Below are 24392 nucleotides of genomic sequence, written 5' to 3' on the forward strand. Positions count from 1 at the left end.
GAGAGAGCCGGGGATGTCCGATCTTTTTAATCGAAAACAGGCTACAAAAAACCCCATCGGCGTCCCCGAAGACCTCGCCGATCAGATTACCAACCTTCTGAAAAAGAAGCCGGCGTGGCGATGGGATGAAGCAGTCAGTGCCATGGCCGAACAGGCCGCCGACAAACCGTCCGCCACGCTCGATGACGAGCTGGACCTGCCGCCCGCGCTGGATCGGCGGAAGAAGGCGAAGTCCTGATGTCTGCCCCGCTCCTAACCCCAAAGGAGGCCGCCGAAAACCTCCGGGTGACGGTGGATCACCTGCGGAACTTGGTGCACGATGGCAGGCTAAAAGCCATCAATGTCGGTTTGGGCCAGAAGCGGCCGAGACTACGTTTCGATCCGGCCGACCTGCAAGCATTCCGCGAGAAGAGCGAGGCACCGCAATGTCGGTCTATCGGGACAAGCGTTCCCCGTACTACCAGTTCGATTTCCAGGTCGACGGTCATCGGTTTCACGGCTCGACGAAATGCACGGCTCGGAAAGACGCCGAACGGTTTGAAGCCCTAGAGTTGGAAAAGGCCAAGGCGTTGGTGAAGGCGATGGCGCGCTCCAAGACGTCGCTGGCGATCGATGACGTCGCCGACCGTCTCTGGCACGACAGCGCCCAATACGACGCCGACCCGAAGGCCACCGAGACCAATCTGGCGCGGCTGATCGGATACTTCGGCCAGTCGAAGCCACTGACCGACATCGATCACAAGGCCGCCAAGGACATGGTGGCATGGCGCCGCGGTCACCGCGTCTCACGTCGCGGCAAGCGGACGAAGGAGGAGGGAGAGGCATTGCCGCTGATCTCTAATGCGACCGTGAACCGGTCGACCACCAAAGTCCTGCAGCGGCTGTTCTCGTTCGCCAAGGCCGAGGGCACGATCTTCGAGAGCGAGCCGAAATGGGATGAGCTGATCCTGCCCGAGCCAGAGGAGCGGGTGCGCGAGCTGCAGGACGAGGAGGCGGTAGCGCTCGATAACGCCATGCGCGCCGACTATGAACCGTTCTTCCGCTTCGCGGTGGCTTCCGGCATACGGCTGAGGGAGTGCGTGACGCTGCGGTGGTCCGAGGTCAACTTCGGGACCAGGCAGATTGTCCGCATCGGCAAGGGCGGCCGGCGCGTGGTGTTCCCGATCACCCCGGAGGTCCGGGAGATTCTGTTCCCGTTGCAGGGGCAGCACCCCGAGTTCTGCTTTACCTACGTGGCGATTTACGGCAACCGCAAGCTGGGCCGGGTGAGGGGCCAGCGCTATCAGTTGACCTACAACGGCACCAAGAGCGCATGGCAGCGAATGCGCGCCAGCTCCGGTGTCGCCGACTTCCGCTTCCACGACTTCCGCCACGACTTCGGGACCAAGCTGTTGCGCGACAGCGGCAATCTCAAGCTGGTGCAGAAGGCGCTCAATCATCGCGACATCAAGAGCACGCTGCGCTACGCCCATGTGCTTGATGAGGATGTCGCCGCCGCCGTCGAGCGCATCGCAAAGTCCCGGAATTTGTCCCGGAGGAAGGTCCGCAAGGTAGCCTAAGATGCTGATGTTATTTACGATATCTGAACAGGCGTCAAAGCTTCCAGATGTCGTTTGCCGCGACGCTCGGGCTGGTGGCGCTGGTGCAGATCGGGCTGCCTAACCTGTTGGCCTCGCCCGACCATTCGGCGACCGCGCGGGTTGCGTTGTGGGGCGGCCGTGAGCTCACGATGCTGATGCTGGCCTCGCTGGTGGCGGGGCTGGCGACGACACCCTACGCCGCGTTCCATTTCCATCGCGTGACGCCTTACGGGCTGCTCGCCAACCTGGCGGCGATGCCGGTGGTGTCGGCGATCGTGATGCCGGCGGGCCTGCTCGGCCTCCTCGCCATGCCGTTCGGCTTTGATGGCGTGTTCTGGGCGATCATGGGCTTCGGCATCGACTGGATGATTTTGGTGACGCAATGGGTCGCCGCGCTGCCTGGCGCGGTGGGGCGGATGGCGGCGTTCGGCATCGGGCCGCTGATCGTCGCAAGCGCGGGCATCATCCTGCTTGGGCTGCTGCGCACGCCGCTGCGCTGGTCCGGCGCGGTGCTGCTGGTGGTGGCCACGGTCTGGGCGGTGCGGGTGCCGCTGCCGGACGTGCTGATTTCTGCCGACGGCCGCAACGTCGCGGTGCGCGGCGGCGACGGGCGGCTGCATCTGATGCATAGCGCGAAGGATGCATTCCTGGTCAAGGAATGGCTGGCGGCGGATGCCGATGCGCGGACCGCCGCCGATGCGTCGCTCGGCGGGGGCGTCTCCTGCGATCCGAGCGGCTGCGTCACCCAGGGCCCGGGCGGCGCCTTCGTCGCGCTGGCGATGCGGCCGGAGGCGCTGGCCGACGATTGCGAGCGGGCGGCGCTGATCGTCACCGCGCGGCCGGCGCCGCAGGGTTGCGCGGCCTCGGTGATCGATGCCGAGCGGCTGCGGAGCCACGGTGCGCTGGTGCTGCGGCGGACCAGCGCCGGCTACGCCATTGACGCGGTGAAGCCCGGCGGCATCGACCGGCCGTGGTCGCCGGCGGTTCCCGGTGACGGTGAGAGCGAGACGGTCCTCCGCACACCCGCCGACGCGCCGCGGCGCGCAGTCGATGCGACCCCGGCCGAGACCGACCTGCAGGGCGACGACTAGAGTTTTGGTTCTGATTTAATCAGAACCAAAACTCTAGTTTCTTGTTTTCACGCGTTTTCTTCACGCGAACCGGTGTCCACTTCGCTCGAAAACGCTTCAGCCGTTGCCGGGCGAGGGGCCGGTCGGCAGCTCGAACAGGCCGAGATGGTACTCGTCGGAATCGGGGCCGGCGTCGGGCTTCTTGACGAGGGTGAAGACGGCCTCGGGAAACTGCTCCCAGACCTTGAGATCATCGGCCGTCACTGTCAGCCAGCCGAACCGGAACATGTAGCGGCCCGGCTCGGTGACGCGTCCAGCCTTTTGCCATGTGACCTTGTCGACCACTGCGCAGGTTTCCGTGAGTGCACGTCCTCCGTACGCGATGATGCGCCAAGGCGCTCGCCGACGCAAATCTCCTGCTGCGCCCCGGAAGCGGAAATCCGGGGTCGCTCGAAATCGCCTAAGGTCATCCGCCGCCGAATGGCTCATTCCGCGGCGACGATGCGCTCAACCCAAAAACAGCGACGCGAATGCGGAGGGCCGCCTCTCCACAACCTTCGGCTTGTGCTCGACCGGCGGATGCAGTGCCGGCAATTGCAGCACGCTGACGCGCTGTCCCTCGACGAGCTGGGTCACCAGAACGTGGCTGCCGTCGGGGAATTCGACCGCGTCATGATGGCGATCGGGCACGTCGGGCTCGACTTCGTTGAACACGCCGACGCGGAAATTCATAGTCTTGGTCCAGATCCAGCGGCTGTCGTAGCGAACGTTCTCGGCGAAAGCGAGCTCGGTGCCCGGCAGCATGCAGACCGCGACAGTGGGATCGTTCTCCGAAGCAAAGCCGCGGGTCGACGTGCCGCGGAAAGTCGTGGTGATCAGCGTCTCTCCGACAATGGCGGGGCGCGATGCCACGGCGTGCAGACTATAGTCACACATCGGATGGCTCCTCTTTTCGAGGTAGCGACCCGTGCCTCTCCTTGAGGCGCAGGCCTCTACCAGAGTGGACGATAGCAAACGAGTGTCTGCTCGTTTCTGGGCGATTGTACGACTGGCCGTCGAACGCCTCAATCACAAACGCGCTACAATGCGCGAGAGGTATCAGGGCGCATCCTAGGTGGTCCGCACGTCGCACTATCTTCCAAGGAACGATCCGATCTGTTGCTCGTTCCCGGATCGGGATGACTTTTCTTCGAATCGTCATCCCGCTCCATATGTCTGTTCGAGCATGATCTTTTCGGAAAACCGCTCCGCACTTTTCCGGATCATGCTCCGCCGCCGTCAGTATTTGCGATACAGCCCGATCAGCTTGCCCTGGATGCGGACCCGGTTCGGCGGCAGGATGCGCACTTCATAGGCAGTGTTGGCCGGCTCGAGCGCGATCGATGCACCGCGGCGGCGGAAGCGCTTCAGGGTGGCTTCCTCCTCGTCGATCAGCGCCACCACGATGTCGCCGGTGTTGGCGACGTCGTTGCGCTGGATCAGCGCCATGTCGCCGTCGAGGATGCCGGCGTCGACCATGGAATCGCCGCGCACTTCCAGCGCATAGTGCTCGCCGGAGCCGAGCATATCGGGCGGCACGCTGATGGTGTGGCTGCGGGTCTGCAGCGCCTCGATCGGCGTACCCGCCGCGATCCGGCCCATCACGGGGACGGCGACCGGACGGTTGCCGTCGTCCTCGGCGATCGGCGGCGTGCTGCTGCGCTTGCCGAGGGTGCCTTCGATGACGCTCGGCGTGAAGCCGCGGCGACCGTTGCCGCCGCCGGCGGCCAGTTCGGGCAGCTTGATGACCTCGATGGCGCGGGCGCGGTTGGGCAGGCGGCGGATGAAGCCGCGCTCCTCCAGCGCAGTGATCAGGCGGTGTATACCGGACTTCGAGCGCAGGTCGAGCGCATCCTTCATCTCGTCGAAGGAGGGCGGCACGCCGGCCTCTTTCAGACGTTCATTGATGAAACGCAGAAGTTCGTACTGTTTGCGCGTGAGCATCTCGAGCATTCCCCCGGTTGATAGCGTCGTTCGATTCCGAGACTCTTCAGGTGGGGCCTTTCAGACGGGGCCTGATCTCGGGAGCGCAATGCTCCCTAGCGGCTTCCCGATTGTAGACACCAGTACTCGAAACAAATCATGAACGGACACTATATGTTCGATATGTGTTCCGCAACCACTTAATTTCCGGTGAACGCATCAGGCGGCGCGCAATCGGCAGCCCGCGAAAACCTCAGTCGGGCAGTGTGAGGATCTCGCATTCGCTGCCCTTGGCGGCGCCGGGCGCAAACGGCGGACGTACCAGAAGTGCCCGCGCCGCAGCGAGATTCCCGAGCAGCGAACTATCCTGCTGCATCACCGGCGTGGCGATCAGCGCGCCGTCCTGGCGCTCCTCGAGACGCGCGCGCAGATAGTCCTCGCGCTGGTCGTTGGCGGCGAGGTCGCGGCCGAGCAGGGCGGTCGTGCGGACATGATGGATCGTGTTCCGGCCGCTCAAAGCCCGAATCAACGGCACCAGAAACAGGAAGGCGCAGACATAGGACGACACCGGATTGCCGGGCAGGCCGATCACCCGCATGGCCCCGAGCCGGCCGTGCATCATCGGCTTGCCGGGCCGCATCGCGATCCGCCAGAACGCCATCGCGACGCCCTCGGCCTCCAGCGACTGCTTGACCAGATCGTGGTCGCCGACCGAGGCGCCGCCGGTCGTGATCAGGATGTCGGCGCCGGCCTCCCGCGCCCGGCGGATACCGGCCGTGGTCGCGGCCACCGTGTCGGCGGCCACCCCGAGATCGACGGTCTCGGCGCCTTCGGCGCGCGCCAGCGCACGCAGCGCATAGCCGTTGGAATAGACGATCTGGCCGGGGCCGGGCTGGGAGCCCGGCATCACCAGTTCGTCGCCGGTGGCGAGCACCGCGACCTTCGGGCGGCGGCGCACCGCGAGTTCCGGATAATTCATGGCGGCCGCGAGCGAGAGCGCGCGGTCGGACAGGCGGCTGCCGCCGTTGAGCAGCAGGTCGCCCTCACGGAAGTCGACGCCGGCCGGGCGGATGTGCCGTCCCGGGCTCGCTGCCTCGGTGATCGAGATGTGGTCGCCATCGACCCGGGTGTCTTCCTGGATGATGACGGCATCGGCGCCATGGGGGATGACGCCGCCGGTGAAGATCCGCACCGCTTCGCCGGCACTGAGCGTCCGCTCGAACGGCCGGCCGGCGGCGACTTCGCCGATCACCTTGAGCCGGGACTTGAGATCAGCCGCATCGGCGGCGCGCACCGCGTAGCCGTCCATGGCCGACATCGGCTCCGGCGGCTGGGTGCGGCGCGCCGCGAGGTCGTGCGCCAGCGTGCGATGGTAGGCGGCATCGAGCGCGACCATCTCCCCCGGCAGCGGTTCGGCACCGGCAAGAATGGCGGACAGGGCATCGGCAACCGGCATCAGGGCCACGCGCAAAACTCCTCAAGGCAAATGGTCAAATACCAAGTGCGGTCAGCGCCCTTGCCACGTCATCCGTCGATGTCACGTGGATGGCTTGAAGGCCGCGCGCCCGCGCACCTTCGATATTGGCAGCCAGATCGTCGAAGAACAGGATCCGCGACGCCGGCACGCCGATCGCTTCTATCACATGATCGTAGGCCGCGGCGTCGGGTTTGCGAAGGCCGATGCTCGAGGACAGGAACACGGTCCGGAAGTGGCTGAGCAGCTCGGCATAGGCGACCGAGAAATGCGCGACATGGGCCGGGTTGGTGTTCGAGAAGGCGTAGAGCGGCATTCGTCTGGCGGCGGCCGCGAGCAGGGGGGCGATGCCCGGCATCTCGCCGGTGAAGATCGAATTCCAGCCCTCGAGGAATTGCGCGTCGGTGAGCTCGACGCCGAGCGACTGGCGCAAATTCGCAAAGAACGCCGCGTCGTCGATCCGGCCGATCTCGTGATGCTTGTAACTGTCGTCGACGACGAAACGGCCGGCGAGGTCGGCCGGCGCGCAACCGGCATGCTGTGCCCAGTGCGTGATCGCTTTGTCGAGGCTGATATCGAGCACGACGCGGCCGATATCGAACAGCAGCACGTCGGCGGAGTCGGGGGTGAGTTGCGAGGTCATTGCGTGAAACCATGTACGAAAATTGCGGGCAGGCGGCAATGTCCCCGATTTGTGCGGCAGGCATGCGACCAGGGTGCTGACGTTCATTCCGGCTCGGTCCATTCTTGCGCGGTGTCATCACCCGCGCATGCGGGTGATCCAGTATTCCAGAGACGCCGGTGTGTGAGCCGAGAAGCCGCGGCGTACTGGATCGCCCGGTCGAGCCGGGCGATGACAGTGAGGACGGAGATACAGTTCCGCATTCTCGCGACATGATTTGCCCGAGTCTTACCTGTCGTTTCGCCGCTCTAAAATCAGAGGGCGCAGGGAAAGCCGGGTGCCGATCGCACCCATGGGTCCGGTGCAACAAAAAGCACCGGGGGTAGGACCACAGGTGTAACCGGAGCAATCCGGCTTTCCCTGCGCGATGGGTTACGGCTTACTTCGTGCTCTCCCCGGCGAGACTTGGCTTTTTTGTCACCGCCTTCGCAAGACGCAATTGCGTCTCACAAGGGGACACCGGCCACTAGGGCGTCAGGACCACACGACTTCACCGTCCGCCTCATGCACACTCGTCAGTCGCGCAATCGGCGTCCACCGCATCTCACCGCAACACCCGTGACGATGCGCAGCGCCCCTCGATCGGGTGAGACGGGACAATTCATACACTGAGTTGGGTGTGCCGATAAACAGAAATATCTTTGCGCGAGGGGCTTGCGCCGTCGGGCAACTCAGTGGCAGGGGCACCGGCCTTGGCGCATCAAGCTACTTCGGAGCCGCCCTTTCACATCCTCGAAAGCGCCAGACCGAAATAGGCGATGAGCGCGCCGGTGCTGAGAATGATGACGACGAGCGCTTGCTCGGAGCGTGCCTGTAAGGTTTTCCGGGTCACGGTGATGACGCTCCCTTTTCGAAAATCAATCTGTTCAACCAACGTGGGTCCGTGTCCGTTCCGGCTCCTTCCGAGGAAACTTGTGCCTTGTCCGGGGAACCACCGATGGGAAGACCCTCTCAATTGGGTTGCCATGGGGCCTCGGCCGCTTACCGCGCCTCGACCACGTCGCCGTCTTCCTTCACAAACCGTCCAACCGGAGCGTCCAGAAGGTCGACGACGGCCTCTGACGGCCGGCACAACCGCACACCATTCGGCGTCACCACGATCGGACGATTGATGAGAATGGGATGCGCAAGCATGACATCGAGCAATTCGTCGTCCGTCCATTTCGGCTGGTCGAGAGCGAGCTCCTTGTAAGGCGTTCCCTTTTCGCGCAGCAGGGCGCGCACCGAGATTCCCATCGCGGCAATCAGCTCCTTGAGTGTTTCGCGCGACGGCGGCGTCTTGAGATATTCAATGACGACGGGCTCGGTGCCACTCTGGCGGATCATCGCGAGCGTGTTGCGCGAGGTGCCGCAATCCGGGTTGTGATAAATCGTGACGGTCATGGTCGTGTCTCCGCAATGGCAACGCCGCCGGACAGTTTGGGACGGCCGAGCAGCCAGTTCATCAGCAACATGCCGGCCATCGCGCCGCAGAGCTCGGCGAGAATGAACCCCGGAAGGTCGATGGGCCGAATACCGGCGAACGTGTTGGTGAGGGAGCGTGCGATCGCAACGGCCGGATTGGCGAACGACGTCGATGCCGTGAACCAGTAGGCGGCTGTGATGTAGAGCCCGACCAGCCAGGGAACGGCCGCGCGCTGAAAGCGGATGCCGGCCAGAATGGTGGCGACCAGGCCGAAGGCGGCCACGGCTTCCGCAAACCACTGCGCTCCGCCGGTCCGGACCTTCATCGACAGGTCGATCAAGGGATGAGCGAACATCAGATGTGCCGCCATCGTGCCGACGGCGCCGCCTGCGATCTGCGCTGCGATGTAGAGCACGGCCTCGTTCACCGGCAGCTCGCGCCGGCCGGTAAAGACGAGCGTAATGGCCGGGTTGAAATTGGCACCGGAAATCGGACCGAGCACGGTGATCAGGACGACGAGGATCGCCCCTGTCGGCAACGTGTTGCAGAGAAGCGCAAGAGCGACATCCTTGGTCAGGGTTTCGGCCATGATGCCGGATCCGACCACGGTCGCAACGAGAATGCCGGTGCCGAGCGCCTCGGCCGCAAGGCGCCGGGGGAGGTCGAACGTGTCCATCAATTGGCCCTGGGCTCTGGATGAATTGCGCGGCCGGCGAAATCGATCGCGCCTTGCTCAGCCACGCGTCCGCTCCTTTCGCTGCGGTGGGCAACATGGCTGCAAGCTCTCGACAACCGGCGCGCAAATCTCCGGCCGTCCGTCACAGCAATCGCGCAGCAGGAACACCGCGACGTTGCGAAACTCGTCGAGGTTGGCGCGATAGACGATCGATCGGCTTCGCCTTTCGGAGGTGACCAGGCGTGCGCGGGTGAGGATCGACAAATGCGCCGACAGGGTGTTTTGCGGCACCTCCAGCAGGCGGGCGAGGTCGCCGGCCGCGAGTCCCTCGGGCTCGTGTTTGACGAGCGCCCGAAACGCCTCCAGCCGGGTCGGTTGCGAAAGTGCGGCGAGAGCCAGCACTGCTTCTTCTGTTTCCATATATCCAGATTTATGGAAATATCGCATTGAGGTCACGCGGGATTCCGCTTCAAACGGCTGCATCATGTATTTCGAATATTCCAGAAATATCGATTGATGGAGGTCGGGCGAGGACGCATGCTTTGCGGATGAAGATCGACGACGCGGCAGCACGCCTGGAAGCGCTGGGCAATCCGACCCGGCTCAAGATTTACCGAGCCCTTGTCCGCGCCGGCCATGCCGGCATGCCGGTGGGGCGCCTGCAGGAGCGGCTGAAGATTCCGGCGTCGACGCTGTCGCATCACGTCAAGGCACTGGTCTCCGTTGGCCTGATCTCGCAGCTGCGCGAGGGGACCACGCTGGTCTGCCACGCCGAATACGCCACGATGCAAGCCCTGGTGGATTTCCTCGTGGCGGAGTGTTGCGCCGAGGAATCGCAATGCAACGCGGCGCAGACGGCGGCCTGATTTTTTGTCGGGTCATTCCATAATTCCAGAAAGACGGGATGAGCAGATGCCAGCAAAGACGGTCGCGATCATCGGAGCGGGTCCGGTCGGCCTTGCGGCGGCGGCGCATGTGATGGAGCGCGGCATGACGCCGGTGGTGCTGGAGGCGGGGGCCGGGGCCGGCCATGCGGTTCGGCAATGGCAGCATGTTCAGCTGTTCTCGCCCTGGGAATACAATGTGGATCAAGCCGCCGCGCGGCTGCTTGCTGACATCGGCTGGAATCGGCCCGATCCCAAGGTGTACCCGACCGGCGGCGAACTGCTCGATCAGTATCTCATTCCGCTCGCGACCCGGACGCCGCTCAAGGACGTGATCCGGACGTCGAGCCGTGTCACCGCGGTGTCGCGCGCCGGCTTTGACAAGGCCAAGACGAAGGACCGCGAAAAGGCGCCGTTCGAAATTCGCTATCAGAACGGCAGAGGTCCCGAGACGATCCACGCCGACGCCGTGATCGACAGCTCCGGCACCTGGTCGTCGCCGAACCCGGCTGGTGCAAACGGGCTTGCCGCGATCGGGGAGCGCGAGGCCCAAGGGAATATCACCTACGGAATGCCTGACGTGCTCGGCAAGGACCGGGACCGATATGCGGGCAGGGCGGTTGCCGTGCTGGGGGCCGGGCATTCCGCGATCGGCACGCTGATCGATTTGACGATGCTGGCGGAGCAGGCGCCGGGCACGCGTCCGATCTGGCTGCTTCGCGGCACCAACCCTGCGAAAGCCTTTGGTGGTGGCGCGAATGACAAATTGGCCGCCCGGGGCGAATTGGGCGCGCACTTTGCTTCGCTGGTTTCCTCGGGCCGTGTTCAGGTCGAGGCGGGCTTTCCGGTCGCCGCGATCGGCAGCTTGGATGGCCGGGTCCGGATCGCGACATCCGCGGCCTGTTGCGGACGCAGCATCGTTGTCGACGAATTGATCGTCGCCACCGGCTTTCGTCCCGATCTGTCGTTCCTCGGCGAGGTCCGTCTGCGCCTCGATCCGGCAATCGAAGCGCCGACGGCGTTGGCTCCCCTGATCGATTCGAACGAGCACTCCTGCGGAACGGTGCGGCCGCATGGTGCGCGCGAACTGGTTCAGGACGATCCCGGCCTCTACCTCGCCGGCATAAAGAGTTACGGCCGCGCGCCGACCTTCCTGATGATCACGGGCTACGAGCAGGTGCGCTCGATCGCCGCCGATATCGCGGGAGATCGCGAGGCGGCCGAACGCGTGGAGCTGGAACTGCCCGAGACAGGTGTCTGTAGGCGCGGGGGCGTCGAAGGCGGTGGCGCTGCGAGCGGCTGTTGCGGTGGTCCGGCTCCTGTTCAAGCCGACGCTTGCTGCGCGGATGACGCATCCGCCAAGGCGGCGGGTCGCACCGGTTGTGGCTGTTCCTGATGGACCGCAGTCGACTGACCATCATCGCGTCGCTCGGCACGGCCCAGACATTGGCCTGGGGGTCGAGCTACTATTTGCCCGCGATCCTCGCCGATCCGATCGCGCACGACCTCGGGATTTCCAGCAACTGGTTCTTTGCGGCGTTCTCGGCGTCGCTTGTGATCTCCGGGTTGCTCGGCCCGCGGGTCGGCCGCCAGATCGATCGCGTCGGCGGGCGGCAGGTGCTCTGTGCGTCGAACGTCGTCCTCGCCGCCGGGCTCGCCTTGCTCGGCGTGTCCGGATCGGTGTGGACGATGTCGGCGGCGTGGCTGCTGCTCGGCATCGGCATGGGGCTCGGGCTCTACGATGCGGCATTCGGCACGCTCGGACGCATCTATGGCGCCGATGCGCGGGCCTCGATCACGGGCATCACGCTGATTGCGGGATTCGCCAGCACGGTTGGCTGGCCGCTGAGTTCGCTTGGCCTCGCCACGATCGGCTGGCGGGAGACCTGCTTTGCTTGGGCGATTGCGCATCTCGTCATCGGACTGCCGCTCAATCTGCTGCTGCCGCGCACGCTACGTTCGGTATCTTCGCAAGGCACGCCCGCAAAACCGCATATTCCGATCGACCGGACCATGGTGGTGCTTTCTTTCGCATTCGCCGCCGCCTGGACGGTGACGTCGGCGATGGCCGCGCATCTGCCGCGGATCGTGGAAACCTTCGGAGCGACGCCGGCGCAGGCTGTATTCGCCGAGATGATGATCGGTCCGGCGCAGGTCGGTGCGCGCATTCTCGAGGCGAGCCTGCTCAGTCGATTCCATCCGCTGCTCTCGACGCGACTGGCCTGCATCACCCATCCGATCGGGGCCTGCGTGATCGGCATCTTCGGCGGCGGTGCCGCCGCCGCGTTCGCGCTGCTGCACGGCGCGGGCAACGGCATTCTGACGATTGCGCGCGGAACGCTGCCGCTCGCGATCTTCGGATCGGAGAACTATGCCTACCGGCTCGGATTGATCGGGGCACCGTCCCGCATCTGCCAGGCGCTGGCTCCGCTGGCGTTTGGGCTCCTGATCGAGCCGATGGGACGGGCGGTGGTCGTGGTGTCGGCAGGGCTCAGCCTGTCGGCACTTATCGCCCTGGCGTTGCTGCCTCGCACATCTTCGGCACGTGCATCCGCACCCGCGGAATGATCGCCGCCGCGGGCTTAGCGTTCGGCGAGATCGATCTGCGTCAGGATGCCTTGCCGCAGCGCGAGGCGGACCAGTTCGATATCGGTGCCGACGCCGAGCTTGTCCTTGATCAGGGAATGCAGGTTCGCGACCGTCTTGGGGCTGACGTGCAGCGCCGCGGCGATCTCGTCGGTGGTCTTTTCCGCGAGCAGCATGCGCATCACCTCGAACTCGCGCGCGGTCAGCAGGTCGGCGGCTGCGGTCTCGCCGGCGAGGTGGCTGAGCGCAAGCTCGTGGTCGATATCCGGGCTGATCGCGATCTTGCCTGACAGCGCATCCATCACGGCGTGCACCAGCGTCTCCGGCGGGCTGGTCTTGGTGACATAGCCGCTGGCGCCGGCGCGGATCGCCTGCACGGCAAAGGCCGCATTCTGGTGCATGGTGAACACCAGGATCTTTGCACGCTTGTCCCACTGCCTGAGGCGCCGGATCGCCTCGATGCCGCCGATGCCGGGCATCGACAGGTCCATGATCACGAGGTCGGGCTCGGCCTCCTTGTAGAGGCGGTAGGCCTCGACGCCGTTGGAGGCTTCGGCGACGACGGAGAGGCCGGGCTGCTTCTGCAGCATCGACCGGTAGCCCTCGCGAACGACGGCGTGGTCGTCGACCAGCATGATGGTTCGCACCGGATTGCTCATGCCGCGCGGTCCACGGGTGCGGCCTCCCGGCTGGCAATGACGGGAACGATGACGCGGAGCGCAGAGCCGTTGGGCTGTCCGGCCTCGAAGCTCAGCCGCCCGCCGAGCGCAGCGACCCGCTCGCGCATGCCGAGCAGGCCCATGCCGAACTTGAACTGGGGATCGCCTTTGAGATCGCCTTGGGGATTCCCTTGGGGATCGCCGGGCCGGCCATCATCGTCGATCGCGAGCGTGATTTCACTGTCGCCGCTAGGCGCCGCCTCGCGCATCTGAAGCCGCAGCATCACGCGCGTGGCGCCGGCGTGCTTGGCCGCGTTGGTGAGCGCCTCCTGTACGATGCGGTAGAGATTGGCGCTGACAGAGGAGGGAAGGCGCTCGAACGATCCCGAGATGGTGATCTCGAACCGCGGCGCTCCCCGGCTGCGGCCGTTCCAGCCGGCGATCAGGCCCTCGAGGCTCGCCGCAAGTCCGAGTTCGTCGACATCGGGCGGCCGCAACCTGAAGAGGGCGCCGCGCAACGTCTCCATCATGTCGGTCGCGGTCCGCGCGATGCCGTCGCATTCGGCGAGCAGGGTTGGGCAATCCTGGGCCGCGGTCTGGCGCGCCGAGGCGGCCAGCGCGCGGATGGCGGCCAGCGACTGCCCGAACTCATCATGCAGCTCGCGCGCGAGATGCCGGCGCTCCTCGTCCTGCACCAGGATCAGTTTTTGCGTCAGCGCGTTGCGGTCGGAGAGCGCGGCGGCGAGGCGCTCGGCGAGCTGGTTGAACACGTCGCCGATCGCCGACAGTTCGGCGAGATCGAACGGCGGCAGCCGCGTGGCAAGGTCGCCTGCGGCGATCCGCTCGAGCCCGTCGCGGATCAATAGCGTCGGACGCAGCGCGCGCGACAGCGCCGCGTAGACCAGGGCGCAGAGCAGCGGCAGCGCGATCATGAAGGCCGCCATCAGCCGGCCGGCATCGTGCCAGGCCTCGGCGGTCGGCACCGCCGGATCGACCCAGGCCACAGCCTCGCCGATCGTTGCCGCGCGACACCACCGGGCGCACGGCCTCGCGGCCGGGATCGAACAGGCGGCGATAGAGCGCCGCAAAGGCCAGCGGCGGCGCGGCCGTGTCGGTCTGCGCGCCGCCGCAGAAGCGCTGGCTGATCTCGCCGCTATGGCTGCGAAATGCGAGGCAGAGCCCCGGCGTCATGACCGTGGCGGCAATGCTGTCGAGATCGGGAAATTCGGCGCGCGGATTGTTCAGCCACTGGATCTTGCTCTGCTGCAGCTCGAGCGTCCTGGCGGCGACATCGGCAACGGCAGCGATCCTGGCGCGCGCCGCGCGGTCGGAGTCGATCAGGAAGTAGCCTGAGATGGCGGCAAAGCACAGCGTCGACACGGCGGCCACGCGCAAGGTCAGCCGCAGCTTAAGATCGCTTCCGGACCAAATCCACATCGGCGCATCCTCGTGTCGCAGACGGCCCTCGGCGCCCGGTGGCGGGCAGGGCCGTCACGCACATTAAACGGCAGAACGGGAGCGTCGAGAAGCGCCGCCTTGGGTGTTCTTTGGCTGTGGACCATCGTCGTGAAATTTTCCCGGCACCGGCCGGGAGCCGCTCCGCTGCGGCGTAGAGGCCAGCCGGCCTAGGCTGCGACCGACCCGCCGCACCAGCACCCGAAAGGCCCGGATACATGCGCCAGTCCCGTCTCGCTCTGCACGCCCTTGCCCTGATCGGCCTGCTCGCCGGAAGCTGTCCTCTGCGCGCCGAGACCGGCCCAGCGGCTGCGTCCCCGCTCAGCGTCAGCATCGACGATTTCAGCTATGTCGACACCTCGGGCGAGGTCATCGATCAGACCGCTGCGCACCAGCGGCGGCTGGATGCGTTGATGCGGAGGCTGCGCGCCGATGTCGCCGCGGAGCCGCGCTATCGCCTGGTTTCGGCCACGGACGAGGCGCGGATCAAGGTTATCGGCGGCGTGCAGAAGACGAGCACGCTGGTGCAGTGGGCCAAGGTCGCCGTCATCGATGCCGGCGCGACCCGTGTGCTGTACGAAAGGCTCTACACGTTTCGTGGCGACAATGACGAGGCGTGGGACCACGCGGCGATGTTCTTGTCGCGCGAGGTGCGTGGCGCCCTTGCGGCCGCGCTGCCGCCAGAAGCGACCGCCACTGCTGCGCCAATCGGGCTTGCGGTGTTCGAGTTCGAGCTCGAGGACACCACCGCGGCACCGGCGTCTGGCCTTGCCGGCTCCGATGCAGCCTATCTGGCCGATGTGACCAGGGGCGTGCGTGACCGGCTTGCGCAGTCGGGCCGCTACCGCTTGGTCGATACCGGCGGCGTGACCGCGGAGCCTGTCAAGGCGCGTGCGCTGCGCGATTGCGACGGCTGCGAGGCCGCGATTGCGCAGAAGCTCGGCGCGGATCAAGCGCTGATCGGCGTGATCAGGCGGGTCAGCCGGACCGAATACACGCTCGGCTTCCAGCTGCGCGACGCCCGCAGCGGCACGGTCCTCTCACGCGGCGACAGCGGCCTGCGGATGGGCGCCGATTATTCCTGGACCCGCGGCGCGGTCCGTCTGGTCGGCGACCGGCTGCTCGAGGGCGGGGCGCAGCGATAGTCAGTCGGACCATCGCAAAGCGCGATAACTGCTAGACACATCGTCATCTACCTCCGGGCCTGTGCGTGGGCTATTACCGCCATTGATCCCCGCACAGGAGCCGCCGATGCGTTTGCCCGCCGTCCTTTTCGCTCTCATGTTCGCCGCGAGCCCCGTGGCCGCCGAAGAGCTGTCGGGCACGTTGCAGAAGATCAAGGAGACCAGGAAGGTCACGCTCGGCTTTCAGGAGGCCTCCGTTCCCTTCAGCTATCTCGACGACAATCAGCGGCCGATCGGCTTTGCGCTCGATATCTGCCTCAAGATCGTCGATGCCGTGAAGAAGGAGCTCGGCATGCCGGATATCGCGGTCGACTATCTCCCGGTGACCTCGTCGAACCGCATCCCGCTGATGGTCAACGGCACGATCGACCTGCACTGTTCGGCGACCACCAACAGCGCGGAGCGCCAGAAGCAGGTGACCTTCACCAACTCGCACTTCCTGAGCGCGACGCGCTTTGCCGCCAAGAAATCGGCCGGTATCAACACGATCGACGAGCTCAAAGGCAAGTCGGTCACCGCCGTTGCAGGCTCGGTGAACCTCACCCAGCTCATCAAGGTCAATACCGAGCGCAAGCTCGGCATCACCGTTCTCCCGGCCAAGGATCAGGCCGAAGCGTTTTTGATGCTGGAGACCGATCGCGCCCAGGCCTACGCGCTCGACGACGTCCAGCTCGCCGTGGCGATCGCGCGGTCGAAGCAGCCGGCGCTCTACATGATCAGCGAGGAGGCCTTCTCGAAGGCCGAGCCGTTCGGGATCATGCTGCGCCGGGAGGACGCGCCGTTCAAAGCACTGGCCGACCGCGCGACGGCGGAGCTCTACGCGAGCCCGGAGATCGAGGTCATGTACAAGAGGTGGCTGGAGCAGCCGACCCCGCCGAACGGCATCAACTACAACGTCCCGATCTCGCCGGCGCTGCGCAATGCGTTTGCCCATCCGAGCTCGAGTTTCGATCCTGATGTGTACGAGGTTGCGAAGTAGCTTGGACCAGCGGGTTACGCGAACGCGCGGAATGGAAAACTCCGCGCCATGCGTCGCTATTTCCCGGTCGAATCGACGAACGCCGTATCGAGCACATCGCCGATCGACTGCCAGCTGCGGCCATCGAATTGAAACAGCCGCAATTGCTTGACGGGCCGGAAGTCCGATTGACCGGTGTTGATCTTGATGCCGGGGAGCAGCGCGGACGCCTGATAATCCCTGAGCGCGGCGGCCTGCTTCATGACGTTTTCCCGCGACAGGTCGTTGCCGCATTGCGTGAGCACCTGGACCAGCGTTTCGGCGGCGGCATAGCCATAGACGGCGGCAGCGTCATCCTTGCCGCCGGCTTTCGCATACTTCTCGATGAAGCTGCGCCAGGCGCCGCTGCCGAGCTCGTCCTTCCAGGCCGGATCGCTCGCATCCTTCAGGAAGGCGGCGGTGATGACGCCGGTGGCGTTCTCCGTGCCGGCCGGTTTGAGCACCGTCTCGATCGATGCTGCCATCTGGTTGACGATGAACACTGGCCGCCAGCCGTGTTCGGCGGCGGCCCGGATCACCTTGGCGGCATTCTCCGGCACCCCGGCAAACACGAAGATCTCGGCCCCCGATCGCTTCAGGACGGACACGTGGCCGTCGAGATGCTGATCGTCGACATCATAGGCGATGTCGACCCTGATGTTATGGGCGACATCACCCAGTCCTTGCTCCAACCCCTTGAACAGATCCCGCCCGAACTGGTCGTTCTGCCAGAGCGCCACGATCTTCTTCCCGGGATAGAAAGCCTGGATGTAATTGGCGTAGATGCGCCCCTCCTCGCGGTAGGAGGGCTGCCAGCCCATGGTCCACGGATAGACCGACGGGTCGCTCAGCTGCTGGTCGCCGGAGGCAACGAAGAGTTGCGGGACCTGCCGTTCGTTGAGGTACTTCCGCACGGCCAGGTTCCCCGGCGTTCCGAACGAACCGAACATCAGGAGCACATTGTCGGTCTCGACGAGAATGCGCGTGAGGTCCATGGCGTTGGAAGGATCGGACAGATCGTCGTAGGACATGAAGCGGATCTTGCGGCCGCCGATTCCGCCGCGCTCGTTGATAACATCGAAATAGGCGGCTTCCGCCTTGCCGATCTGGCCGAAAATTTCCAGCGTGCCGCTATAGGGCATCACATTGCCGATCCGGATTTCGGTGTCGGAAACGCCCTGGTCGCGCAGTTGCTGCGTGATGGCGCCGAGCGACGCCAGCGCGACGGCGCCGGCCAGCAGAGTTCGGATCAAAATACCCATGGGAAGAGCTCGCGCGAGGGCAGCCACCGCTCCCTAGATTCCGTTCCTTCCGCACCTGTCCATTGACCTAGATCAACAAGATGGCACGGACAGGGCGGCGGCGGATATCACTTTCGCTGATCCGGGTCAGGTTTTGCGGCGCCGAAAAGCAGTTTGCCGCGCAGGGACCGCAATCCTTGGAATGGTCTTTTGCAGTCGATGCGAAAAACGAAATAGCGTCTCATATACTTCGGCCGGTTTTCTCCTAAGCTTGCGACGTTGCAATCGCTGATCAGGAGCCCACGCCGGTGACCACGCCATTTTCTCTCGCTCGACGTTCCGCGCTCGGCGTGCTGGCCGGAAGCCTGATTGCGAGCACCTCTCGCGCGGAAAGCGGGGCGGGCGGAGGTCCCGATCTCGGCGGCGTGACGCTGCGGGTTGCCTATTACAAGGGCGGCTGGCGTCCGCTGCTGCAGGCGGCGGGCGAGGACAAGACGCCGTACAAGATCGAATGGAAGGAGCTCAACAACGGCGTGCTCCACATCGAGGCACTGAACGGCGATGCGCTCGATATCGGATCGGGCAGCGAGATTCCCGCGATGTTCGCTGCGCGCCAGAAAGCCAAGGTGCGCTTCATCGCCGTCACCCATGAGGATCTCAACATCCAGGTCACGGTCGCGGCAAGGGACGCGCCGATCCATTCCATTGCCGACCTCAAGGGAAAGCGCGTCGGCTACGTGCGCGCGACAACGGCGCATTACTTCCTCGCCAAGCAGCTTGAGGAAGCCGGGCTTTCCTTCGGCGATATCGAGGCCATCAACCTGACGCCGTCGGATGGTTATTCGGCGTTCGCCTCGGGCAAGCTCGATGCCTGGGCGATCTACGGCTATAACGGGCAGCTCGCGATCGCCAAGCAGGGCGCGCGCCTGCTCAAGACCGGCGTCGGTTATCTCTCCGGCAATTTCCCGATCTACGCCAATCCGAAGGCGGTCGACGATCCGCTGCGCCACGCCGCCGTGGCCGATTTCCTGCTGCGGATCCAGCGCGCCTATGCGTTCGCCAACAAGAATTTCCCCCTCTATGCGGCGGCGCAGGTGGCGGAGACCCATCTGCCGCTGCAGGACATTCTCGACCAGTTCGCCCGCCGCAGCGACGACTTCTCGCTCGCCGGCGTGACGCCCGACGTGCCGGAGACGCATCAGAAGGTCGCCGATACCTTCCTCAAGCTCGGCGTGCTCGACGCGCGCGCAGAGGTTGGACAATTCTGGGACACGAGCTTCAACGAGGTGATCGCCGCCGGCGCGGCCAGGCTTGCGAGATCCTGACGGCCGCAACGACATGGCCCATATGGGTGAGGCGGCAAGCGGGCAGGCGCCGCGTCACCGGCGTGCGGGTTCCCGGAAGGCGCTGTGCTCTCCGCCGACCGATTCCACTTCGCGTGGAACTCCGGTCATTTGCGACCCAGCGTGAAGGCCGCAGCTGTGGAGGTGGTGTTGCAGCACGGCCGCGGCCGGCTGTGCCGTGCTGCCATGCAGACTGAAAAGGTTGCGGGCCGCACCAAGACTGTATCATGATGACGTCGACCAACCCGACTCGAGGTCGGGACTGGTCGACGACGCCGGCCTCCAACACCTCCCGATTTCGCATGCAACCGATTTTCTTAGCTATGCCGATTGTTCTGCGGAGCTGAAATTGAATCACGACGCATTGGCCAAGCTGACCGTCACCATCATTGTCCTGGTCGCGCTGCTCGTGTGGCGGGTTGCCGACCAGAAGAAGCCGATCGAATGCGGGGCCAACTGCCCGACGGACGTGTCCGCGAACCGGAAAACCGCTCAGTAAAAATCAGACAGCTCCATTGATCTCGCCTCGATGCCGTGTGCGAAAAGGTCGGCAGCGTGCCCCTATCGGCCATTGTATCGTCGGCGCCAAACACAAGACAAGATCGGCCAAAATATCGGCCCGGCGCGCCGGGTAACGACGCCAGATGAGGAAGCCATGTCGGACACGCTGCTGTTTTCGCCGATCACCATCCGCGGCGTCACGCTGAAGAACCGCATCGTGGTGCCGCCGATGCACCAATATTCCGCCGAGAAGGGCTTTCCGACCGACTGGCATCTGATGAATGCCGGCAAGTTTGCCGCCGGCGGCGCGGGTCTCGTGATCGTCGAATCGACCAAGGTCGAGCGGCGCGGCTGCGGCACGATCGGCGATCTCGGCATCTGGGACGACAAATTCATCGCGCCGCTCAGCCGGCTCGCAGGCTTCATCAAGCAGCAGAACGCGGTCGCCGGCATTCAGCTCGGCCATTCCGGCCGCAAGGCGCGTGCGAGCCGCCCGTGGGAGGGTGATCGCCAGCTGGAGCGCACCGCCGAGATCGAGGATTGGGACGCCTGGACGCCAGTGGCGCCGAGCGCGATTGCCCATAGCGAGCGCTGGCCGGTGCCGCGGGCGCTGGAAACGCATGAGGTGAAGGATCTCGTCGCAGCCTGGGGGCAGGCGGCGCGGCGCGCGCATGAGGCCGGTTTCGAGGTGCTGGAACTGCACGGCGCCCATGGCTATCTCGTGCATGAATTCCTCTCCGAGCGTTCCAACCAGCGCAGCGATCACTATGGCGGCTCGGAAGCCAACCGGATGCGCTTCCTGATCGAGGTGACGGAGGCCGTGCGCGCGCACTGGCCGGAGCACAAGCCTTTGTTCGTGCGGCTCTCGGTCGAGGACAATGCCGGCTGGGGGCCGGAGCAGAGCGCGCGGCTGGCTACGATTCTGAAAGCCGGGGGCGTCGATGTGATCGACTGCTCGTCGGGCGGAATCAGCGAGATGGCGCCGATTCTCGGCAAGGAGATCAAATACAACTACCAGGTGCCGCTGTCGGAATATGTCCGCGGGCATGCCGATATCATGACCATGGCGGTCGGCCTGATCATCCATGGTGACCAGGCTGAGCAGATTCTGCGTGACAAACAAGCAGATTTGATCGCGGTCGGCCGGGAAATCCTCAATAACCCCAACTGGCCGATGGACGCCGCGCAAAAACTCGGGGTTGAAGGGCCATTTCGCAATGTTCCCCCGCAGTTTGGCTATTGGTTGGGCACGCGGGCCAAGCGCGGATTCGGGACCCGGCCGTCGACCTGGCAGAACGGGTTGCGGGAGGCTGGGCCAGAGGCCGACCGGGAGCTGACTTGAGACCGGCTTTAGGGTGATTAAGTGCTGATTTGGAGCTGACCAAGGCAGCGTGACAGGACCGTAATGGTCTGGTGACAAGGCGGCCTTGATCCGACCAAAAAGCCGTTGTGTGGTGCCCCGGTCGGGGTGGGGCAGGCGAGCGTTGCGGAACGTTGCCGGCCGGTAGCGAAAAGGATCGCGGATAATGCGCAAACATGTTGGCTTCTTCCTCGGGACGGTTGCGGGTGCGTGCCTCACCCTGCTCGTGGCCTCGCCGCAGGGGGCGCATCTGTTCGCCGTCGCCAATGCCGCCGCGCATTCGGACACCAGCAACACCTATTCGCAGCTCAACCTGTTCGGCGAGGTGTTCGAGAAGATCAAGAGCGACTACGTCGAGAAGCCCGAGGACTCCAAGCTCGTCGAAGGGGCGATCAACGGCATGATCTCCTCGCTCGATCCGCACTCCCGCTACATGAACGAGAAGGGCTGGTCGGAGATGCAGGAGACCACGCATGGCGAGTTCGGGGGGCTCGGCATCGAGGTCACGATGGAGGACGGTTTCGTCAAGGTGGTGGCGCCCATCGACGACACGCCGGCCTCGCGCGCCGGCATCATGTCGGGCGACGTCATCACCACGATCGACGATGACCAGATTCAGGGCATGACGCTCGACCAGGCCGTCAACAAGATGAAGGGCGCGCCCAACAGCTCGATCCGGCTGAAGATCATCCGCAAGGACGCGGACAAGCCGATCGAGGTCTCGATCACCCGCGAGATCATCCGCGTCCGCCCGGTGAAGTATCACGTCGAGGGCGGCGACATCGGTTACATCAGGATCACCTCGTTCAACGAGCAGACCACCGAGGGCCTGCGCAAGGCAATCGCCGAGATCCAGAAGCAGGTCCCGCAGGACAAGCTCGCCGGCTATGTCGTCGACCTCCGCAACAATCCGGGCGGCCTGCTCGACCAGGCGGTGTCGGTGACCTCGACCCTGATGCAGCGCGGCGAGGTGGTCTCGACCCGCGGCCGCAATCCGGAAGAGACCCAGCGCTTCACCGCGCATGGCGGCGACATGACCAAGGGCAAGCCGCTGGTCGTGTTGATCAACGGCGGCTCGGCCTCAGCCTCCGAGATCGTCGCCGGCGCGCTGCACGACCACAAGCGCGCGACCCTGATCGGCACTCGCTCGTTCGGCAAGGGCTCGGTGCAAACCATCATTCCGCTCGGCACCGGCAACGGTGCGCTGGCGCTGACCACGGCGCGCTACTTCACGCCGTCGGGTCATTCGATCCAGGCGCTGGGCATCAAGCCCGACATCGAGGTGCTGCAGGACGTGCCCGACGAGTTCAAGACCCGCTCCGAGATCATCAGCGAGGCCAAGATGCGCGGCCATCTTGCAGCCGAGGGCGCCGAGCAGACCGGCTCGCAATCCTACGTGCCGCCGGACGAGAAGAACGACAAGGCGCTGGCCGCGGCCTTCAACCAGCTGCGCGGCGTCACCGTGAACGCCGACGCCAAGAACGCCGACACCAAGGCCACGCAGAAGCGGCCGGTGCCGAACTAGTTCAACGTTCGAACAGCGAACAGCCGCCCCGAGGGGCGGCTTTTTTGCTTCTGGGGTGGCGATGTCCGTAAACCCCGGGGGGCTGCGCCATGTCGGCGATGGTGGTGGGATTTCATCGCCCAATCAGGTGATGCAGCGTCTTTATGTCCGGGTGTCTCCATTTGTGTCCAAGATTGACTCAACCCCGGAGTGCTAATTAGATCTCGCACATTGCCACCCGTCTAAAGCACGGGGTCTTACCAAGCGGTTTTCTTACCCGATGATACTGGCGACCTTGGCTGGCATCGTTGCTTCTTGTTTCAGGAGTTTTTCATGGACACCATCAACGGAACGACCGGCGACGACACCCTGATTGGGACCGCCGGCGACGACCGCATCTACGGCATGGGCGGCAACGATTATTTCGACGGGGGAGCCGGCAACGATGGCCTTTATGGTGGAGCGGGCAACGACACGTTCGCGTTCGAACTCGGGGGTGGCACCGACGCTGTTGCTCCCTGGGGCGGCAGCGATACGGTGCTGTTCCTGGGATCGCTGTTCGATGTCGCCTACGTCATCGATGAATTTGTAGATTACGAGCCCTTTTTGCCGGATTGGGATTTCTTCCGCAATTTCTATCTCGTTGATGGAACCCGCATCAGCGAAACCGAGAAGCCCAGTGGCATAACCACGCAGTTCAAGGCAACGGACACGTCGCTTTTGCAACAGGTCGGCACCACCAGCGGCAACGACCTGTTGGCGGGAGAGGACGGAAGCGAGACGCTGAACGGGGGCGACGGCAATGATGTCATCTACGGCAACGGCGGCGCCGATACGCTGAACGGCGGCAATGGCAACGACTATCTGTCCGCCGGACGCGACGATGGCGCGAGCGACGTCTACGACGGCGGCGCCGGCATCAACACCGTCAGTTTTTCCGGTGTCGGCGGCGGCGTGACGCTCGACCTCGGCAATCACTATGCGATCGGCCCTGTCATCGGACATGACGGCGTGTTCAATGTCCAGGTCGCGGTCGGCAGCCTCGGCAACGACATCCTGATCGGCGAGGCCGGCCCGAACACGCTCTACGGATATTGGGGCGACGATTATCTGTATGGTCTCGGCGGCAACGATGCCATGTTCGGCGGTTACGGCAACGATATCCTGATCGGCGATGACGGAAACGACGCGCTGCACGGCGATGCCGGCTTCAATTATCTGTTCGGCGGCGACGGCACGGACACGCTGGACGGTTCCGGCGGAATTGCCGCGACCGACGTCAACGTCATGTATGGCGCGGCCAGCGCTGACGTTCTCTCGGGCGGCCTTGGAACGAATTATTTCTACGGCGGCGCCGGCAGCGACACGATGACCGGCGGCGCGGGGCTCAACATCTTCATCGCATCGGGCGAGACCGATGGCGACGTGATCCAGGGCGGCTCCGGCCAGAATTACGTCTACGGATCGAATGGCGGCGACACCGTCACTGGCGGCAGTGGCACCGACGTATTCCTGATGGGATCGGGCGCAGATCAGATCGAAGGCGGCGGTGGCGTCGACTACGCCTGGGGGGGCGGCGGCTCGGATATCTTCTCCATCAACGATCAGGCCAACGAAGTCATGGTGATCGAGGACTTCAACGCCGGCGGGATCAGCGATGTCGTCAACTTCGCGGGCACCTCGCTGCAATCGTTTTCCGACGTGCAGGCGGCCTCGTTCTATAATGCCGCCATCAACACCACCATCATCACCGACAGCGCCGTCTGGCTGATCGGCACAGGGCCCGGACAACTCAGCGCCAACATGTTCAGCTTTACGTAGTGGCGTAA

23 protein-coding genes and 3 pseudogenes are annotated in these 24392 nt (G+C 64.7%); 14 read left to right on the forward strand and 12 right to left on the reverse strand.

Annotated elements, in window-relative coordinates:
• The first annotated feature begins 13 nt into the window (after window positions 1–13).
• The 4 genes and pseudogenes from HAP54_RS35650 to HAP54_RS35660 form a co-directional block, all read left to right on the forward strand.
• Window positions 14–238 (forward strand): hypothetical protein, encoded by a 225-nt coding sequence (locus HAP54_RS35650; RefSeq protein ID WP_166295115.1) that lies wholly within the window; start codon window positions 14–16, stop codon window positions 236–238.
• Window positions 238–399, forward strand: a pseudogene (locus tag HAP54_RS52635) (helix-turn-helix domain-containing protein); the annotation flags it as partial. The gene HAP54_RS35650 and the pseudogene HAP54_RS52635, both read left to right, overlap by 1 nt.
• A gap of 26 nt (window positions 400–425) precedes the next feature.
• Window positions 426–1559, forward strand: a complete 1134-nt coding sequence (locus HAP54_RS35655; RefSeq protein ID WP_166295117.1) for a tyrosine-type recombinase/integrase — start codon at window positions 426–428, stop codon at window positions 1557–1559.
• A 38-nt stretch (window positions 1560–1597) separates the two neighbouring features.
• Window positions 1598–2671: pseudogene (locus tag HAP54_RS35660) on the forward strand (ComEC/Rec2 family competence protein); the annotation flags it as partial.
• A gap of 96 nt (window positions 2672–2767) precedes the next feature.
• On the opposite strand, the gene HAP54_RS35665 reads toward HAP54_RS35660, so the two are convergent.
• The 9 genes from HAP54_RS35665 to HAP54_RS35705 all read right to left on the reverse strand — a co-directional run bounded on the left by HAP54_RS35665 (window position 2768) and on the right by HAP54_RS35705 (window position 9269).
• Window positions 2768–2995, reverse strand: coding sequence for a hypothetical protein (locus HAP54_RS35665; protein ID WP_166295119.1), 228 nt, complete (start codon window positions 2993–2995; stop codon window positions 2768–2770).
• 162 nt (window positions 2996–3157) lie between these two features.
• The gene (locus HAP54_RS35670; protein WP_166295120.1) at window positions 3158–3586 is read right to left on the reverse strand and encodes a hypothetical protein; all 429 of its coding nucleotides are present in this window, start codon (window positions 3584–3586) and stop codon (window positions 3158–3160) included.
• A gap of 342 nt (window positions 3587–3928) precedes the next feature.
• A complete protein-coding gene (lexA, locus tag HAP54_RS35675; protein ID WP_166205352.1) occupies window positions 3929–4633 on the reverse strand; it encodes a transcriptional repressor LexA in 705 nt (234 codons plus the stop codon).
• Window positions 4634–4865: 232 nt separating this feature from the next.
• Window positions 4866–6077 (reverse strand): gephyrin-like molybdotransferase Glp, encoded by a 1212-nt coding sequence (gene glp / locus HAP54_RS35680; RefSeq protein WP_166295122.1) that lies wholly within the window; start codon window positions 6075–6077, stop codon window positions 4866–4868.
• A gap of 25 nt (window positions 6078–6102) precedes the next feature.
• Window positions 6103–6729: an HAD family hydrolase gene (locus HAP54_RS35685; protein WP_166306714.1), complete on the reverse strand. Its 627-nt coding sequence runs from the start codon at window positions 6727–6729 to the stop codon at window positions 6103–6105.
• 763 nt (window positions 6730–7492) lie between these two features.
• On the reverse strand, window positions 7493–7642 hold the full coding sequence (locus HAP54_RS35690) for a hypothetical protein (protein ID WP_166295124.1): 150 nt from the start codon (window positions 7640–7642) through the stop codon (window positions 7493–7495).
• A 107-nt stretch (window positions 7643–7749) separates the two neighbouring features.
• Window positions 7750–8151, reverse strand: a complete 402-nt coding sequence (gene arsC / locus HAP54_RS35695) for an arsenate reductase (glutaredoxin) (RefSeq protein WP_166295126.1) — start codon at window positions 8149–8151, stop codon at window positions 7750–7752.
• Complete coding sequence (locus HAP54_RS35700) at window positions 8148–8849, reverse strand: aquaporin (RefSeq protein WP_166295128.1); 702 nt, start codon at window positions 8847–8849, stop codon at window positions 8148–8150. The genes arsC and HAP54_RS35700 overlap by 4 nt, the downstream gene beginning before the upstream one ends.
• A 57-nt stretch (window positions 8850–8906) precedes the next feature.
• Window positions 8907–9269: an ArsR/SmtB family transcription factor gene (locus tag HAP54_RS35705; protein WP_029080834.1), complete on the reverse strand. Its 363-nt coding sequence runs from the start codon at window positions 9267–9269 to the stop codon at window positions 8907–8909.
• Window positions 9270–9397: 128 nt separating this feature from the next.
• On the opposite strand from HAP54_RS35705, the gene HAP54_RS35710 reads away from it, so the two are divergent.
• The 3 genes from HAP54_RS35710 to HAP54_RS35720 are packed head-to-tail and all read left to right on the forward strand — an operon-like array spanning window position 9398 to window position 12301.
• Window positions 9398–9715: an ArsR/SmtB family transcription factor gene (locus tag HAP54_RS35710; RefSeq protein ID WP_166295130.1), complete on the forward strand. Its 318-nt coding sequence runs from the start codon at window positions 9398–9400 to the stop codon at window positions 9713–9715.
• Window positions 9716–9761: 46 nt separating this feature from the next.
• Window positions 9762–11129 (forward strand): NAD(P)-binding domain-containing protein, encoded by a 1368-nt coding sequence (locus HAP54_RS35715; RefSeq protein WP_166295132.1) that lies wholly within the window; start codon window positions 9762–9764, stop codon window positions 11127–11129.
• Complete coding sequence (locus HAP54_RS35720) at window positions 11129–12301, forward strand: MFS transporter (protein WP_166295133.1); 1173 nt, start codon at window positions 11129–11131, stop codon at window positions 12299–12301. The genes HAP54_RS35715 and HAP54_RS35720 overlap by 1 nt, the downstream gene beginning before the upstream one ends.
• A 14-nt stretch (window positions 12302–12315) precedes the next feature.
• Here the strand turns inward: HAP54_RS35720 and HAP54_RS35725 are convergent, their stop codons facing one another.
• Window positions 12316–12978 (reverse strand): response regulator transcription factor, encoded by a 663-nt coding sequence (locus tag HAP54_RS35725; protein WP_166295135.1) that lies wholly within the window; start codon window positions 12976–12978, stop codon window positions 12316–12318.
• A pseudogene (locus HAP54_RS35730) lies at window positions 12975–14415 on the reverse strand (histidine kinase). Before HAP54_RS35730 ends, HAP54_RS35725 begins: the two are co-directional and overlap by 4 nt.
• A gap of 236 nt (window positions 14416–14651) precedes the next feature.
• Here HAP54_RS35730 and HAP54_RS35735 point away from each other — a divergent pair.
• The gene (locus HAP54_RS35735) at window positions 14652–15578 is read left to right on the forward strand and encodes a DUF3280 domain-containing protein (RefSeq protein WP_166295137.1); all 927 of its coding nucleotides are present in this window, start codon (window positions 14652–14654) and stop codon (window positions 15576–15578) included.
• Between the two features lie 106 nt (window positions 15579–15684).
• Entirely contained in the window at window positions 15685–16596 is a 912-nt protein-coding gene (locus tag HAP54_RS35740) for an amino acid ABC transporter substrate-binding protein (RefSeq protein WP_166295139.1), read from the forward strand.
• A 56-nt stretch (window positions 16597–16652) separates the two neighbouring features.
• Here the strand turns inward: HAP54_RS35740 and HAP54_RS35745 are convergent, their stop codons facing one another.
• Complete coding sequence (locus HAP54_RS35745) at window positions 16653–17876, reverse strand: ABC transporter substrate-binding protein (protein ID WP_166295141.1); 1224 nt, start codon at window positions 17874–17876, stop codon at window positions 16653–16655.
• 287 nt (window positions 17877–18163) lie between these two features.
• Between HAP54_RS35745 and HAP54_RS35750 the strand changes: the two genes are divergently transcribed.
• The 5 genes from HAP54_RS35750 (at window position 18164) to HAP54_RS35770 (ending at window position 24384) form a co-directional block, all read left to right on the forward strand.
• A complete protein-coding gene (locus HAP54_RS35750) occupies window positions 18164–19180 on the forward strand; it encodes an ABC transporter substrate-binding protein (RefSeq protein ID WP_224741632.1) in 1017 nt (338 codons plus the stop codon).
• Window positions 19181–19547: 367 nt separating this feature from the next.
• Window positions 19548–19697 (forward strand): hypothetical protein, encoded by a 150-nt coding sequence (locus HAP54_RS35755; protein ID WP_166295143.1) that lies wholly within the window; start codon window positions 19548–19550, stop codon window positions 19695–19697.
• Between the two features lie 156 nt (window positions 19698–19853).
• The gene (locus HAP54_RS35760) at window positions 19854–21041 is read left to right on the forward strand and encodes an NADH:flavin oxidoreductase/NADH oxidase (RefSeq protein WP_166295145.1); all 1188 of its coding nucleotides are present in this window, start codon (window positions 19854–19856) and stop codon (window positions 21039–21041) included.
• 184 nt (window positions 21042–21225) lie between these two features.
• Window positions 21226–22584: a S41 family peptidase gene (locus HAP54_RS35765; protein WP_166295147.1), complete on the forward strand. Its 1359-nt coding sequence runs from the start codon at window positions 21226–21228 to the stop codon at window positions 22582–22584.
• Between the two features lie 312 nt (window positions 22585–22896).
• Window positions 22897–24384 carry a calcium-binding protein gene (locus HAP54_RS35770; protein WP_166295149.1) on the forward strand — a complete coding sequence of 496 codons (1488 nt, stop codon included), beginning with the start codon at window positions 22897–22899 and terminating at the stop codon, window positions 24382–24384.
• Window positions 24385–24392: the final 8 nt, after the last annotated feature.

It is taken from the genome of Bradyrhizobium sp. 2S1, assembly GCF_011516625.5.
GTDB lineage: Bacteria > Pseudomonadota > Alphaproteobacteria > Rhizobiales > Xanthobacteraceae > Bradyrhizobium > Bradyrhizobium septentrionale.